The organism is Rufibacter immobilis (assembly GCF_003721565.1).
Lineage (GTDB): Bacteria > Bacteroidota > Bacteroidia > Cytophagales > Hymenobacteraceae > Nibribacter > Nibribacter immobilis.
The window spans coordinates 1,068,921-1,085,414 of the sequence record NZ_RJJE01000009.1; the positions used below are offsets into that span (position 1 = coordinate 1,068,921).

Here is a 16,494-nt window from a genome sequence, read left to right on the forward strand (position 1 = left end):
CCGCCCGCCCCTTCCCTACCTTTGTTTTAAACTTTTAAAACCTTGGAAATCATGGGAAATCAAACCAAAAAAGTGTGGTTCATCACGGGTGCCTCTAAAGGCATTGGCCTCTCCTTAACCCGCCAGTTGTTGCAGCAAGGGCACATGGTAGCGGCTACCTCCAGAAGCGTGGCCCAACTTCAGGAAGCCGTGGGTGTCTCTACAAACCAGTTTCTGGCCCTGCCCATGAACCTACCCAACGAGGAAAGCGTGGCGCAGGCGCTGGCGAAAACCATGGAAACCTTCGGGCAGATAGATGTGGTGGTGAACAATGCCGGGTACGGCCACCTGGGCAGCCTGGAAGAACTCTCTGACCAGGAGGCGCGCCAGAACTTTGAAGTGAATGTCTTCGGGACGCTGAACGTGATCCGGAAGGCGCTGCCATACCTGCGCCGCCAGGGCAGCGGCCATATCTTCAACATCTCTTCTATTGCGGGTCTGAGCGGAAGTTTCCCTGGCTTCGGGATTTACTGCGCCACCAAGTTCGCCGTGAACGGACTTACGGAGGCCCTGGCCGAAGAGGTAGCCCCCTTCGGGATAAAGGTGACGCTGGTGATGCCCGGCTACATCAGAACCAACTTCTTAACAGACAGCTCACTGGTCACGCCGCAAGCTCCTATGCCCGAATACGCCAACGCCCGCGAAATGCAGGCGCTGCACCAGGAACAAATCAACGGCAACCAACCCGGCGACCCGGAGAAAGTAGTAGCCGCTCTCATCCAAACCGCCGCTGCTGAGAACTCTCCTTTGCACTTACTTCTGGGTTCAGATGCCTATGAATTTGCAAATGCTAAACTGAACAGCTTGGAGCAAGAGTTTGCGCAGTGGGAAAGAGTCACCCAGTCGGTGGGGTTTGAGGTGGAGGTGTAAGTAGAAAGATTTGTTTGCTGTTAGCTGAGCGAGCAAGAACGTTTGTTTATCTTGAAAGAGTAGATCAGGAAAGCCGCCCAGAACTCTTGAAAGCCACGGCTCCCGTTTAGGGGCTATTTTTAGAAAAATAGCCCCTAAACGGGAGCCGTGGCTTTTAAGTACTGCGCAACCTCTTTCCAAAGCGCAGCATTAAAATGGTAACAGTACTGTCAGATAGCGGTATACCCCCCGTCTAAGATGAAGTAGCTGCCCGTGGTGAACGAGGATTTGTCTGAGCTCAGAAAAGCGACCAGATCGGCTACTTCCTGCGGGGTACCTAAGCGGTTCATGGTGGCTTTGGCGGCAATGGCCTTTAAGGTAGGCTCATCCAGGTTATTGGTTAAGAGAGGCGTTTCAATGTAACCTGGCCCTACGGCGTTGCACCGGATGTTGCGTTGCCCGTATTCGGCGGCAATGTTTTTGGTGAGGCCCACCACGCCATGCTTGGCCGCGGTGTAGGCGGGGTTGTTGGGTGCGGCCACGGTGCCGTGGATAGAGGCCATGTTCACAATGTTGCCCCCGCCGTTTTTCTCCATCTGCTCCAACTGGTAGCGGCAGCCATAGAACACCCCGTTCAGGTTGAGGGCGATGACCTTGTCCCAGCCGGCAATGTCATACGCCCCGGTGGGTGCGGGCGGTCCGGCAATACCGGCGTTGTTGCAGGCAATGTCCAGGCGGCCGTACTGGGCCACGGTTGCTTCCACCAATTTCCTATTGTCCTCGGCCAGGGAGGCATCGGCGGCCACAAAAACAGCTTCTCCGCCCGCGGCTTGTATGGCTTTCACCGTTTCCTCGCCTTGGGCGGCGTTGATATCAGAAACCACCACTTTAGCACCTTCACGGGCATAGGTTTCGGCCACCGCCCGGCCAATCCCCGACCCGGCTCCCGTGACAATGGCCACTTTATCTGTTAACAATGACATAGCAATAACATTAAGTTATACAGTGAAACAATATGTATTAGATACTGATTTTCTGCGCTTCGGGATAACCTAATCCTTGATATGCATTTTCCAACGTCAGCCCAAGGCCCTCGCCCTGAAGCTTCCGCAAGCTAACATTTCACGGAACATCTGTGAAGGTTTTGTCTATGGTTACGTGCCGAAGGAGTTCCTGAAACCGAGGAACAGTACTGTTCAATAGAAATGGCAACACGCACGCTCTTCAAGGCTGTGGGTTGACTACGCCGCTGATTTCTTGGGCAGGCAGCAGACCTTGTACTTCTGGCCGCTGCCGCAGGGGCAGGGTTCATTACGGCCCAGGCGCTTGCCGTAGGGGTTGAGCAGTTCCTGGAAGTTCAGCCGGAAGCGGCGTTTGGGGTTCTGCCGGAAAATGCGAGTGAGCATGGCGTACAGCCGGGGATGCTTTTCGGAGAGCTGGCCGGGTTTCTCAAAGAAGTACTCCGTAGACACGGCGAAGAATTCGGCCTCATTGGTGGCGCCGTACGGATTGATGTCTGACTCGCCTTTCTTGATCTGTTTGATCTTGCGGTCTACCAGTTCCTGCCAGGGCTGCACCAACTCGTTGGGGAGGTACGCGCCGGGGGTACCGTCAATCTCCCCATCAGCTTGGTCCAGCAGGTGCGCGAACTCATGGATGCCCACGTTCTGGCGGTCGGTCATGTTGTGGAAGCCACGCTCCAGCGCCGGTTTGGAGAGCGTCACGTAATGGTCGTTCTGGAAAGGGTTCACGCGGCCCAGCACCTCAGACACGGCCTCACTGTCCTGGTCCTTGAACCGCTCCAGACTGCCGGGGAACACCAGCACCTCGCCCAGATTCCGATACTCCCAGTCCTGTATCCCGAACACGGGAATAATGGCACTGCACGCCACCAGCACCCGGGTCACATCATCCAGGGCCACCTCAATGCCGGTGATGCGCTTTTCAGAAAGAAACAGCTGGATCATTTTCTCAAAGCGCTGCTTCTCCTCCGGGGTCTGGAGCGTGTGGTAAAAACCTACCCTATCTACCAATACTTTCCGCCATTCTGCCGGGAACTCCTGCGCCAGCACTTTATTCCGGTGCCTTCCCTTGCGGGTAGCCCAGCGGTAAAAGATGCCACAGATAATCAATACAAACGCAACAAAAGCAACTGTTCCCATAGGGCTACCAACGTGAGACGGAACGGTAAAGATACTTTTGGCCGCTATTGTCGGAGCCACTACCTATGAAGAAGAAACAGAAAACCGCGTTTAGGGGCCGTTTTTCCAAAAACAGCCCCTAAACGCGGTTCATAGGAAAACCCCGAAAAGATTACTCCTCGCTGGGTTTGGATTGCTGGTGCATGTTTTCGGCTACCATGCTGTCTGGCATGAGTTTGCTGGCGGCCACCATGGCTTTATTCTTGAACCCCGAGATTATTTCCAGCTTGCCCGCCATAAGCGCCTCATACCCGTCTTGGGCAACTTTGGCCGGATCTGCCAGATCGCCTTCCTTGATCATCTTGGCGTTCTCCATGTCGGCTTTCTGGAAGAAATCGGTGGCGGTAGGGCCGGGCAGCAGTTTGGTAATGGTCACGTCCGTTTCCTTCACCTCGTTCTGGATGGCCTCCGTGAACGTGGAGACAAATGCTTTGGTGGCGTGGTACACACTCTGGAGCGGACCCGGCAGCTCACCGCCAATGGAGGAAACCATCAGGATCTTGCCTTGGTTGCGGGCCACCATCTCCTGCAGGAAATGCTTGGTGAAGGTAATGTAAGCGCCAATGTTGAGCTGCACAATGTCCAGTTCGCGGTTAATATCAGTGTCCACAAACTCGCCGTACTGGCCCTGGCCGGCGTTGTTCACCAGCACGTCTACCTGTAGGCCGCGGGCTTTCACTTCTTCGCAGACCTCAAACGGCGCCTGGCGCTGGAACAGGTCTTTGGCGAAGGTCACCACCTCCACGCCGTGCTGTTGCCGGAACTCGGCGGCGCATTGGTCCAGCTCGGTCTGGTCGCGGGCCACCAGAATGAGGTTGTAGCCGTTTTGGGCGAAGATTTTGGCCAGCTCATAGCCAATGCCAACGGTGCCCCCCGTCACGAGGGCGTATTTTGCGGTACTTGTCATGGTTCTGCTACGTTAAGTGGAGCTTTTATTAACGAGGCTGCGCCCGCCTTGTTCCCTGTTAAGCTCACTTTTCTACTTGTTTCCCAAAGGCTTCGGGCATTTTGCGTTTAGGGGCTCTTTTTGGAAAAAGAGCCCCTAAACGCAAAACGGCTTCCGGCAGATGATGTGTCTTCCCGTAAGGCCTGCTGCTCTATTTTTCCTACAACGGTAAAACCTTTTCTTTTTCAGGAAGTATATTTCAATAAATATTGAAAGTTTGAAAACTTATGTATATTTGAGCCATGGAATTAGCAGAGGCGAAACAACGGTTCATAGAAGCCTGGGGAAAACTGGGGTCTGAGTGGGGCATTAACCGCACCATGGCCCAGGTACACGCCCTGCTCTTGATTTCGCCGGAGGCCCTCACCACCGAGCAGGTGATGGAGCAACTGCAGATTTCGCGCGGCAACGCCAACATGACCCTGCGTGACCTCATTAACTGGGGCCTTATTGAGAAGCAGCACCGCAGCGGCGAGCGCAAGGAATATTTCTTCGCGGAGAAAGATGTCTGGACCATTGCCCGCCAGGTAGCCAAAGAACGCAAACGCCGCGAGCTGGAACCGGTGCTCAAGCTGCTCACGCAGCTACAGGAAGTGGAAGGCGATGCGCAGGACCCTGACTACAGTACTTTCAAAAAATCGGTGACGGACATTAACAAGCTGGCCGGTAACGTGGACAAAACCCTGGAGACCATGCTGAAAGCCGAGGAGAACTGGTTCTTCGGGTCTATTTTCAAGCTGTTCAAGTAGCGGCTATTTTTTTGCCTTTTATGTTTCAATTTTTACTGAAAATTCAAAACATTTAATCACTTAAAAAAACAATAGTATGGCCAAGATTGTCTTAGCAGGCGGAAGCGGCTTTATTGGGCAGCTCCTCTCCCACCATTTCCTCGCCAAGGGCGATGAGGTAGTCATTCTCACCCGGAAACCCGCCGCGTGGCAAACTCCGGCCCGGCAAATCTACTGGGATGCCACTGGCCCCGGACCATGGGTGCAACACCTGGAACGCGCCGATGTCCTGATCAACCTCACGGGCAAAAGCGTGAACTGCCGCTATACCCAAAAGAATAAGCAGGAAATTATTTTTTCACGGGTGAATGCTACTCAAGCTCTGGGAGACGCGGTGCGGCAATTACAGCGTCCGCCCCGACTCTGGATCAACGCCTCCTCGGCCACCATCTACCGCCACGCGCAGGACGGTCCGCAAGACGAATTGACGGGCGAGATTGGCACGGGTTTCTCGGTGGAAGTATGCGGCAAATGGGAGAACGCCTTCTACGCCCAGCACACGCCCGGCACCCGTAAGATTGCTCTGCGCCTGGCCATTGTCTTGGCCAACGAAGGAGGGGTGATGCCTTATTACCTGAACCTGGCCCGTCTGGGGCTGGGCGGCCGCCAAGGCAACGGCTTGCAGTGCTTCAGCTGGATTCATGCCCGGGATGTGATTAGCGGCATTGAGTTTCTGATGCAGCACGAAGAACTGGAAGGTGACTTCAATCTTTCCTCTCCCCGCCCCGTGCCCAACCACCATTTCATGCAAACACTGCGGCAGGCCCTGGGCATTTCCTTTGGCCTGCGGGCCAGAAAATGGATGCTGGAGATTGGCGCCTGGCTCCTGAGAACAGAAACCGAACTGCTCCTGAAAAGCCGTTGGGTAGTGCCCACCCGCCTGCAACAGTCCGGGTACCAGTTTCAGGTACGAACCATTGAAGAGGCCGTGCGGCTGTGCCTGCCTGCCAAAGAAGCGGTTCCTGTTTTAAGCCCCAAATTTGAAAAACAGCCCCAAAAGGGGAAAGACTTAAGTTATTCTTTGGCAAGTTCTAACGTTCAGACTTCCACTTATGAAAAAGACCTTCCTTACCGCCGAATGGCGCAAACTCATCATCGCTAATTATGCCATTGATCCGCAGTTGCTGGTCAGGCACCTCCCCCCTCACACAGAACTTGATCTCTGGAACGGCACCTGCTACGTGAGCCTCATTGGGTTCATGTTCCAGAACACGCGAATCAAAGGCATTCAGGTGCCGTTTCACGTTAACTTTGAGGAGGTAAACCTCCGTTTTTACGTGAAGTACCTAGACAACGGACTATATAAACGGGGGGTGGTGTTCATCAAAGAAATAGTCCCCAAACCTGCGATTACCTTGATAGCTAACGTGCTGTATGGTGAGCACTATGCCACCCGACCTATGCAACATACCTTGGAGCAGCAAGAGAACGAACTGAAGGTTGAGTACCGATGGCAGGAAAAGTCTTGGTATCATCTACGGGTTCTGACTTCAGCCACATCGCACCCTATTGCGGAGGGAAGCGAGGCAGAATTTATTACAGAGCATTACTGGGGGTATACCAAACGTAACGGATACAAGACCTCTGCTTATCAGGTAGAACATCCCCGGTGGGAGGTTTATCCGGTGAAGGAATACGCTATTTCCGCGGATTTCCAGGCGCTCTATGGCCCTGAGTTCGTGGTCCTGAACACTGCCTCCCCACTTTCCGTTTTCCTGGCCGAAGGCTCCCCCATCGTGATCAAAGAAGGAGATTACCTGAAGAGCTGACGCAACGCCGTGAGAAAATCCAGACGTGCAGACCTGTGTCAGATGCACCAACAACTGATGGATCACAGGCCCAATAAGCAGTTTGTCCTTTCCTTCTTTTGATACTGTTCTTGAAATTATGGCCTAAAATGTTAGGAGACTAACGCTTGAAATAGACCGTAAAGGTAGAGCCTTTGCCTTTCTCGCTTTCCACCTCAATTCTGCCACCGGCGTTTTCCACAATGCGTTTGACAATGTAGAGGCCAATGCCGGTGCCTTCCACGTGGTCATGCAGGCGCTTGAACATGGTGAAAATCTTTGCTCGGTCTTCTGGTTTCATGCCCAAACCGTTGTCTGTGACAGACAGCACCAGAAACCCCGGCACATGCTCCGTGCGGATCCTGATTTCTGGCGCACGCTCTGGACTGCGGTACTTGAGGGCGTTGCTGAACAGGTTGTAGACAATGCTGCGCACATTCTTAGCCGAGAACTTCACGGTGGAGTCTGGGCTTAGGCGGGTGTTGATAACAGCTCCGGTGCTGTTGATGGTGTTCTCAAAATCCAGCTGCACGTCAGCTAGCACATCCCGCAGGTCTATGGAGGTCACATCATCCCCGGCCACACGCTGAACTTTGGCTACCTCCGTAAGGTCTGCCACGGCCCGCTTGAACCTGTTCACAGAGGCGTGCATGAGGCTGAGTACCCGTTGCACCACGTCTTGCTGTTTAATGTCTTCCGGCAGGTAATCCAGCAGGGTGTCCATGAGGCCCTCAATGTTAGAGATGGGCGCTTTGAGGTCATGGGAGGCGGAGTACACAAAATTATCCAGATCAGCGTTGATGGCGCGCAGCTCCGCGTTCATCGCCTCTATTTCATGGCGGGCCTCTACCTGCTCGTTTATCCCAATGGCCACGGCAATCACGCCTATGATCTCTCTTTTGGCATTGCGCATGGGGTGGTACACAAAGCTGAAGTACACGGGCTCCAACTGGCCATTGCGCTCCAGCATGACCTGCAGTTCATTGTTCACATAGGGCACCCCAGAAGTGTACACCCCATCCAGCAGCTCTTTGATGCCTTGGTCCTTCACCTCAGGCAAGGCCTCCAGAATGGGTTTCTTGATCACATCTTCATACTGCTTGCCCCAGAGTTCACAAATGCCGGGGTTAGCCAGTTCCACCACATGTTCTGGTCCGCGCAGAATACAAATGGCCACCGGTGCCTGCTCAAATAATGCGATCAACTCGGCTTGCTGACGGGCCGCTTCTTCCCGAGCTTGGATGCTGGCAATAGACGTGGCAACCTGCCCCACCAGCAACTCATGGAAGTTTTGGTAATCCTGGTCATATTCCAGCTCATGGCTGATGCCTGACACAAAGAAACCAATCAGGCGGTTTTGCCCAGGCTGAAAAATAGGCAGCACCACAGCCCTCTGCGGCATCTGGACCACCTGCCCGTCTTCCCGCAGGCTATGCAGGTCTTCCACCAAGTACAGGGCATGGGTACGCTGCACCTCCGTAAAAGGCCACTTGCCCACGGTTTCAGGGGTGGAGAGCGGCACTCTTTCCGGGGCCCTTTCCTGACCAGATGCGCCCAGAAGCCTAGCTTCTGTCTCTTGTCGGTTAATGAGATAGATCTGGCTAAAAGGCAGGTCAAGGGGGTTCTGGGCTAAAATCTGCGAGGCCTCCTGGCAAGCCTGGTCCAGCGACTGGATCTGGGCCATGGCATCGGCTATGTCTTTCAGGGTTTTGAGGCGGCGTTGCCCAAGCACGGTGCTGGTTACCTCTGTACAGGCGCAGAAAACGCCGTACACCTGCCCCTCGTCATTAAAGGCGGGGCTATAGGAAAAGGTCCAATAGGTTTCCTCCAGAAATCCCTTCCGTTCCAGAATAAGGCGCAGGCCTTCGGCATAGAAAGAGTCCCCACCGTTCAGGATATTTTCCGCGATGCCTCCTATGTCTTTCCAGACCTCAGCCCAGACTTTTCTGGCCGAGGCCCCCAACGCCGCCGGATGTTTATCGCCCAGGGCGGGAATATAGGCATCATTGTGAAAGGCATACAGTTCCCTGGACCACCAGATAAACATGGGGAAGTTTGAGTTCAGTAGCAGCCTGATGTTTGCCTGCAAACTCTGGGGCCAATTAGTAGGTGGCCCTAGCGGATGCGCTTCCCAATTGAAGGCCCGCATCATGGCCCCCATCTGTCCTTTTCCCTGAAAAATACGCAACGCATCTGCGGCAACTTCATCTCTGTAGTTCTGTGGCATAAAGGGAGGTTAATGGGCAATTATTGATTTGGGATTTCGCACCAGCAAAGTTTCTGAAAACAAGGGCATACCTTATACGGACTGCCGCCGAAAGAAGGCAGCATCTTTTCCGCAGACAGAAGAGAACATCTGACTACAAAACAAAAGGAACACCTGTTTTAGGCGCTCCTTTTACAGAATGAAAGCCAAAATAGTTACAGTCCCCAGAGTAAGTTACTGGTTTCTGGGAGACTCCTTTTTCTTCCTTTTCCGTGGCACTGTAGCTAGAACCGGAAAAAGCTGTTGGTGCCGCCCACTTTGCCGCCGAAGTTGCGGATGTTGTAAGTAAACGTGAGCATGGCGTAGCGGGTAAGCACCTGCGTCTGGAAGTCTTCCACAAAGTTCTCCCTAATGGCCCGGTACGCCCCTATGTTCTGGTCCAGCAAATCATACACCGACAGTTTCAGCTGCGCCCGGTCGTTTTTCAGGAAAAGGAAGGTAACGGCGGCGTTCAGGCGGCTGATGTCTTTGCGCAGGCCGGGCGCCACGTTGGAGTTGTAGGTGTAGTCAAATGTGGCTTCCCAGACAATCTTCTTAGGCACGCGCACCACCACGCCGGTACGGGAGGTAGTGGTAGAAAACCGGATGTCCTGGAACGCATCATCTTCATACACACTGCGCCGGCGGCCCAGGGTAAACGACTCATTGAACTCAAACTTGTCGTTCAGGTTCACGCGCGCGCTCAGGCTAGGGTTGAGGGAGATATTCTGCCCGTAGCTGCGCAGGTTGTTGAGGATGATGAGCGTTTTCATGTAGTTCACCCACAGGGAGGCCGTGAGGGAAAACTGCCGCTGGCCGTCAAACTTCCAGTCTTTTGTAACTTCAGTGCTGCTGTTCAACTGCCAGTTCCCGTCGGTGTTCACGGGGCGGGTGGTCTGCTGGCCGGTGGTTTCGTCTAAGGTTCTGGCCCGGGTCACGGCGTCATTGCTGATGCTCCCCGACAGGTACGCCCAATAGTTGACAGACCGCTTGGTATCAAACTTCCGGAAATGCAGGTTCACCGAGTGCGAGATAGTGGGGGTGAGTTCCGGATTGCCGTACTGGATGAACAAAGGGTTGGACTGATCCGTGACGGGCTGCAGATCGGCGGCCGAGGGCTCCCGCACGTTCACGTTGTAGCTGAAGTTGAAGCTTTTCCAGCTGGCTGTGAGTGACGGGAACGCATAAAAGTAATCCTGATCAATGGGCTGGAGTTTCTGGAACGTGTTCTCAATGTTGAGCAGCGTAAACCGAATACCCGGTTGCAGGGTCAGGTCCTTGACTTTCCACTTCAGGCTGGTGGTCACGTAATTGCGCCAGCCGCTGCGCTCCACCTTATCTGAGAGTGTCGGAAGCAATAAAGGCTCCTCAGCTCCTTCGCCCGCCAAATCAAAGGTAGACACCCGGTTGCCGTCCTTGAAGTACTCAGCGTTCAGCCTCACTACGCCGCTCAGGTTCTTGCTGAAGGGCTCGGTATAAGAGAAGGAGGTATTGATGGCGCGGTTTGTCACCACATTATCGCGCAACTGGTCCAGGAACTCTGAGTAGGGATTCTGGCCGTAGTAATAGCTTTCTACTTGGTAGTATTGGTCCTGGTCACCATCGTTGATGTTATAGGTGCCATAGAAATTGAACTGCCGGCCTTTCTTCTTGCGCGAGCTTCGGTCAAACGACAGGTTCCCGGAGAAGGTGGTGGTGGTATTGTCCAGTTGTTGCTGGTTCTCACTGCTGTTGAGCGGCTCATTGATGCTGCGGAAGGTATTGGTGAACAGCCCCTGATTAGACGCGCTCCGGGCCAGCACCACGCTGGGCGAGAAACTGAGGTTGGTCACGGAGTCAATCTTCCAGTCAATTCTGCCGCCGAACCGGTGGCTTTGGTTGTCGCTGTCCTGGTTTCTAGTGCGACGCGAGACTAGTGTATCATTGGGGAGGCTCTGCGCCGAGTTCACCACTTGGTTCAGATCGGCGTCAATGCCGCCGTAGAAATACTGCAGGTTCACCTTCACGTCGCCTTTGAGCAGGGTGTTGAAGTTCCCACCCGCCCCGGTAGACCGCTGAATGCCCTCTTCGGTGCCCCCGAAGGAAATGCCGTTCACGGCAAAACCGCCGTCGCTGCGCACCATAATGGAGTTCATGCCGCTGCGGTTAAAGCCGCCAATACGGGAAATGTCCTCAAACCCGAAGGCCGGTTTGTTCAGGTTGTTAGAGTAACCCAGCACGCTGATTTGGGTGGTGTCCCGGAAGACGTTCAGGATACCGCCGCCTTCGTACCGTTGGTCAGTGCCCGTACCCGCGTACACCTTCCCAAACGCGCCCTGTTTGATGCCTTTTTTCAGCTTGAGGTTAATCACCTGCGGAATCTCATTCACCGGCAGGTCGGGGTCTCTTCGCTGGGCATCGGGGTCGTTTACCACCTGCACCTTGTCAATCATGTCGGCGGGCAGGTTGCGGGAGGCCACTTTGGGATCGTTCCCAAAAAACTCTTTTCCGTCTACCAGAATCTTGTTCACCGCCTTGCCGTTCACCGCAATACTGCCCGAACCGTCTACCGTCACACCCGGCAGTTTCTTCAGGAGGTCTTCCAGCAGCGCCGTGGGCAGGGTCTTGAACGAGTTGGCGTTGAACTCCAGCGTGTCTTTGCGCACTACAATGGGCGGTGCCTCAGACATGATCACCACTTCGCCCAACAAGTGATCAGCTTGGGTCATTTCCACTTGCCCTAAGTCCAGTTCTGCATTGCCGGCTGTTAAGGTAAACTCCTTCCGGTACACCTTGAAACCAGTCATGGTAATCACAATGCGCAGGGGTTTGTTCAGGGCCAGGCCAGGCACCCTGAAACTGCCTTTGTCATCACTCACCCTAAACGTGACCAGCGTGGTGTCCTGGGCGGTATAGACTGCAATGGTGGCATAAGGCAGGGCTTCTTTGTGGGTAACGTCCCAGAGTTTGCCCTTCACCTCGCCTTTCTGGTTTTGGGCGAAAGTGGCCGTGGGCAGGCCCATCAAAAACAACAGCAAGCAAGTGAGTAAGCTTGATTTCATACAGGCAGGATAGAAATGGAACATGAAGGAAAAAAGGTGGCTTTCAGGCACTAATGTTAAAGAATTACCCGTGAAGGGTCATGGTGCTGCCTCCACATTTAACAAACATTAACTTTTGAATCTCTGAACTTCAGGAAGAGACCAAGGCTCCAAAAGGCCTTTCCGTTTAGCGGCTGTTTTTCTGAAATCAGAGGCAAAACACCAACCTAGGCTGCCGCTTTATATATTTCTTATATTTTTCCCCTGCTTTTTCTGCTTCTACCCCACTGCTCCAAGAGAACTGCTTCTTCTGCCAGATACAAAAACCAATAATTTTTTATAGAAATATCAGACTAATTAGTAAATTACTTAGGTCAAATTCATTTATAACCACAAGCGTATGTCAAAGAAGAGTACCCTAGCCGTGTTACTGGCCGCCGCTATGCTCACGCAGGCTCAGGCGCAAGCCCCCAAAAAAGCCGCCCCGGCCAAAAAGGCCACCACTACCACTGCTGCCGCCAAAGCTGGGCAAGGCACTAAACTGGTAGAGAAAGTGACCCGGAAGGGCTCTGAACTGATGATCCCGTATGAGAAGTATGTGCTGCCTAACGGCCTTACCGTAGTGGTGCACGAAGACCATTCAGACCCCATTGTGCACGTAGATGTGACCTACCACGTGGGCTCAGCCCGCGAGGAAGTGGGTAAATCCGGATTCGCGCACTTCTTTGAGCACATGATGTTCCAGGGTTCAGACAACGTAGGTGACGAGCAGCATTTCAAGATCGTATCTCAGGCGGGCGGCACCCTGAACGGAACGACCAACCGCGACCGCACCAACTACTTTGAGACCGTTCCTTCCAACCAACTGGAGACCGCCATCTGGCTGGAGGCCGACCGTATGGGCTTCCTCCTGGATGCCGTAACCCAGCGTAAATTTGAGGTACAGCGCGAGACCGTGAAAAATGAGCGCGGCCAGAACTATGACAACCGCCCGTATGGGTTGGTGTATGAGAAAAACAGCGCCGCCCTTTATCCTTACGGCCACCCGTACTCCTGGACCACCATCGGGTACATTGAGGATCTGAACCGGGTAAACGTCAACGACCTCAAGAACTTCTTCCTGCGCTGGTACGGACCTAACAACGCTACATTAACGGTGGGCGGTGACGTAACCCCGGCCCAGGTGGTGAAACTGGCAGAGAAATACTTCGGGCCCATCCAGCGCGGGCCGGAAGTTAAAAACATGAAACTGGCCGCTCCGGTACTCACCCAGGACCGCTACATTTCTTATGAGGACAACGTCCGCTTCCCTATGTTGCAGATGACGTTCCCAACGGTGCCCAACTACCACCCAGACGAAGTTCCACTCGACATTTTAGCCGAAATCATTGGCGGTGGCAAAACGTCTATCCTGTACCAGAACTTAACCAAGGCCCAGAAAGCCGTACAAGCCAACGCCGGACACCCCTGCACCGAACTGGCCGGTGAGTTCAGCTTAACCGTGTTGCCATTGCCCGGCCAAACCTTAGCCGACATGGAGAAAGAATTGCGCAGCGCTTTCGCGGAATTTGAGAAACGCGGCGTCACAGATGATGATCTGGAGCGCTTTAAAGCTTCTTATGAAGCCGGTATTATCAACAGCCTTTCCAGCGTGTCGGGCAAAACGTCTACCCTGGCTTCTTACCAGACCTTCACGGGCAACCCTAATTACCTCACCAACCAGCTCAAAGCCCACCGTGCCGTTACCAAAGCAGACGTAATGCGCGTGTACAACCAGTACATCAAAGGCAAAAAAGCGGTAATCCTGAGCGTGGTGCCCAAAGGCAAGCCCGAGATGGTGGCCAAAGCCGATAACTTCACCGTGGACAAATCTGGTTACAAAGCTCCGGCAGACCAATACTCTGGCCTTAAGTACGTAAAAGCCAAAGACACCTTTGACCGCAGCAAACGTCCGGGTTCTGGACCTAACCCTACCATCACCGTACCTCCGTTCTGGAAGGAAAGCATGGCCAACGGCATCAAAGTGATTGGTTCCAAGTCTGACGAGGTGCCTACCGTCACTATGTTGTTCACCCTGCAGGGCGGGCACAAACTGGAGGCGCATGATCCGTCCAAGGCAGGGATCGCGTCACTCACTGCGGCCATGATGAATGAAGACTCAGAGAAATTCACCGCCGAGGAAATCAGCAGCAAGCTGGAGAAACTGGGCAGCTCTATTTACTTCGGGAGCGGTTCAGAAACCATGACCGTGCAGGTGCAGTCTCAGGTGAAGAATCTGGATGCTACCCTGGCTCTGCTGGAAGAGCAAATGATGCACCCCCGCTTCTCCCAAGATGACTTTGACCGCCTGAAGAAACAGCGCCTGGAAGCCATCAAAAACCAGAGCACGCAGCCTACGGTCATCGCCAACAACGTGTACAACAAAACCCTGTACGGCGAAGGTCACATTCAGGCCATTCCGGTGATTGGCACCACCGCTACCGTAGAAAGCATCACGCTGGATGACGTGAAGAAGTTCTATGCCAACTACTTCTCGCCCAGCGTGACCAACCTGGTAGTGGTAGGCGACGTGGATCAGAAGCAGATCATGCCCAAATTGGCGTTCCTGAGCAAGTGGCAAGCCAAATCGGTCACCATGCCCGCAGAGCCTAAACTGGCCAGCATTGACAAGACCAAGATCTTCATTGTGGACAAAGAGAAAGCCGCGCAGTCTGAGATCAGAATTGGCTATATGGCTATGCCGTATGATGCCACCGGTGATTACTATAAAGCCGGGCTCATGAACTACGTGCTGGGCGGGGCCTTCAACAGCCGTATCAACCTGAACCTGCGCGAAGACAAAGGCTATACCTACGGCGCCGGTTCCTATTTCTCCGGAACAGAATCTTCGGGGCCTTACACCGCCTACGCCGGGGTACGCTCCAATGTGTCTGACAGCGCCGTGGTGGAGTTCATGAAGGAGATCAAGCGCTTTAGAGAAGAAGGCATCACCGACGATGAGCTCGCCTTTATGCGCAGCGCCATCGGGCAGTCCGATGCCCGCAAGTACGAGACCTCGTTCCAGAAAGCAGCCTTCCTCAACAACATGCTCCGCTACAACCTGGACGCCGACTACGTGAACAAGCAGAACCAGATTTTGCAGAATATCACCAAGGAGGAGATCAATGCGCTGGCCAAAAAGTACCTGCCGGTAGAGAAAATGAGCATCATGCTGGTGGGCGACAAAGCTGCCATCAAGCCAGGCCTGGAGAAACTGGGCTACGAGGTGGTGGAGCTAGACCCAGACGGCGCTCCGGTACAGGTTAAAACCGAAACCGTGGCCACGCCAGTGGAACCTAAAAAAGAAGAACCTCTCAAAGGCCGCAAAGCCAAAAAAGAAGGCCGCATTTTCTAGGGTAACCTAAACAATCTGTTTTAAAGGCGTTTTCGGGAAAAGACCCCGGAAACGCCTTTTTCTTTGAACTTCTTCTTAGGTTTAGGGAAAACTACGCAACCGTGGGTGCAGGCCGAGTTGATTTAGCATGAAGATTGGCCGTTTTCCCTACAGGCAGCACCGGCTGGTTTGGGCCTGTTTTAGGAAAAACGGCCGCTAAACGGGTGCTTCGGCCCTGAAGGCCAGCGTGGGACCTGGTGGTTTGCGTAGAACTTACCTAACACAAAAGAAACAAGATGAAGAAAATAGGCATTGTGGGCATTGGCGGCGTGGGTGGCTACTTTGGCGGGCTGCTGGCGAAAAAGTACGAAGATTCAGACCAGGTGCAGGTGTATTTCATGGCCCGCGGGGAGCATGGGGAAGCCATCCGGGAGAAAGGCCTCACCGTAGAAACCACTACCGGAAATTTTGTGGCGCACCCTACACTGGTGAGCGCAGACCCCACAGAACTGGGCCCCATGGATCTGCTCCTGATCTGCACCAAAAGCTATAGCCTGGAGCAAAGCCTGGAGCAGTACAGCGCCTGCATTACGCCCAACACCGTATTGCTGCCGCTGCTCAACGGCGTAGACAGCAAAGAGCGCATCAAAGCGGTGTTGCCGCAGAACGAAGTCTGGGACGGTTGCGTGTACGTGGTATCAAGGTACCTGGAGCCGGGTTTGGTAAAAGAGACCGGCGGCATCGGGCGCCTGATCTTTGGGGCCGCAGACGGCACTCCGGAAAAACTGAAACAGGCAGAGACTCTCTTTGGGGATGCTGGCTTTAAGGTGCTCCACCCAGACAACATCCTTTCCTCCATCTGGGAGAAGTTTCTCTTTATCTCGTCTATGTCTTCCACCTTGGTGTACTTTGAGGAAACCATTGGCTCGGTATTAAGCACCCCGGCACACAGACAGCTCCTGGCTTCCCTGCTGGAAGAACTCAAAGCCGTAGCCAGAGCCCAGCACATCACTCTGCCCGAAGACATCAGCCAGCGGCACCTGGACATGATGGCCCGCCTGCCACACGACAGCATCACCTCCATGTACAGCGACTTCCTGAACGGGAACAAAACCGAGACCGAGTCTCTCACCGGCTACGTGGTTCGGCTGGGGCAGCGGCTGCAAGTACCCGTCCCTACTTTTGACAAGGTATATGCCGCCCTTCGCCAGAAGGTAAAGCAATAATTTCAGTTTGCGTTTAGGGG

11 protein-coding genes are annotated in these 16,494 nt (G+C 53.9%); 6 read left to right on the top strand and 5 right to left on the bottom strand.

The features are described 5' to 3' along the window. Positions 1-51 precede the first annotated feature (51 nt). The gene (locus EFA69_RS11595; RefSeq protein WP_123133219.1) at positions 52-909 is read left to right on the top strand and encodes an oxidoreductase; all 858 of its coding nucleotides are present in this window, start codon (positions 52-54) and stop codon (positions 907-909) included. Between the two features lie 209 nt (positions 910-1,118). Here the strand turns inward: EFA69_RS11595 and EFA69_RS11600 are convergent, their stop codons facing one another. The 3 genes from EFA69_RS11600 to EFA69_RS11610 all read right to left on the bottom strand — a co-directional run bounded on the left by EFA69_RS11600 (position 1,119) and on the right by EFA69_RS11610 (position 3,996). Next, entirely contained in the window at positions 1,119-1,871 is a 753-nt protein-coding gene (locus EFA69_RS11600; RefSeq protein ID WP_123133220.1) for an SDR family NAD(P)-dependent oxidoreductase, read from the bottom strand. Positions 1,872-2,129: 258 nt separating this feature from the next. Then, on the bottom strand, positions 2,130-3,050 hold the full coding sequence (locus EFA69_RS11605; protein ID WP_123133221.1) for a M90 family metallopeptidase: 921 nt from the start codon (positions 3,048-3,050) through the stop codon (positions 2,130-2,132). A 151-nt stretch (positions 3,051-3,201) separates the two neighbouring features. Continuing rightward, a complete protein-coding gene (locus tag EFA69_RS11610; protein WP_123133222.1) occupies positions 3,202-3,996 on the bottom strand; it encodes an SDR family NAD(P)-dependent oxidoreductase in 795 nt (264 codons plus the stop codon). 281 nt (positions 3,997-4,277) lie between these two features. Between EFA69_RS11610 and EFA69_RS11615 the strand changes: the two genes are divergently transcribed. The 3 genes from EFA69_RS11615 (at position 4,278) to EFA69_RS11625 (ending at position 6,592) form a co-directional block, all read left to right on the top strand. Further along, the gene (locus EFA69_RS11615) at positions 4,278-4,784 is read left to right on the top strand and encodes a GbsR/MarR family transcriptional regulator (protein WP_123133223.1); all 507 of its coding nucleotides are present in this window, start codon (positions 4,278-4,280) and stop codon (positions 4,782-4,784) included. Positions 4,785-4,860: 76 nt separating this feature from the next. Continuing rightward, on the top strand, positions 4,861-5,925 hold the full coding sequence (locus EFA69_RS11620) for a TIGR01777 family oxidoreductase (protein WP_123133224.1): 1,065 nt from the start codon (positions 4,861-4,863) through the stop codon (positions 5,923-5,925). Beyond that, complete coding sequence (locus EFA69_RS11625) at positions 5,876-6,592, top strand: YqjF family protein (protein ID WP_123133225.1); 717 nt, start codon at positions 5,876-5,878, stop codon at positions 6,590-6,592. Before EFA69_RS11620 ends, EFA69_RS11625 begins: the two co-directional genes overlap by 50 nt. Positions 6,593-6,731: 139 nt before the next feature. Here EFA69_RS11625 and EFA69_RS11630 read toward each other — a convergent pair whose 3' ends face one another. Together EFA69_RS11630 and EFA69_RS11635 are read right to left on the bottom strand one after the other, a co-directional pair. Further along, positions 6,732-8,837: a sensor histidine kinase gene (locus EFA69_RS11630; RefSeq protein WP_245964552.1), complete on the bottom strand. Its 2,106-nt coding sequence runs from the start codon at positions 8,835-8,837 to the stop codon at positions 6,732-6,734. Between the two features lie 263 nt (positions 8,838-9,100). After that, entirely contained in the window at positions 9,101-11,896 is a 2,796-nt protein-coding gene (locus tag EFA69_RS11635) for an outer membrane beta-barrel protein (protein ID WP_183906761.1), read from the bottom strand. Positions 11,897-12,275: 379 nt separating this feature from the next. On the opposite strand from EFA69_RS11635, the gene EFA69_RS11640 reads away from it, so the two are divergent. Next, the gene (locus tag EFA69_RS11640; protein WP_123133227.1) at positions 12,276-15,269 is read left to right on the top strand and encodes a M16 family metallopeptidase; all 2,994 of its coding nucleotides are present in this window, start codon (positions 12,276-12,278) and stop codon (positions 15,267-15,269) included. A gap of 275 nt (positions 15,270-15,544) precedes the next feature. Next, positions 15,545-16,474: a ketopantoate reductase family protein gene (locus EFA69_RS11645; RefSeq protein ID WP_123133228.1), complete on the top strand. Its 930-nt coding sequence runs from the start codon at positions 15,545-15,547 to the stop codon at positions 16,472-16,474. Positions 16,475-16,494 lie beyond the last annotated feature (20 nt).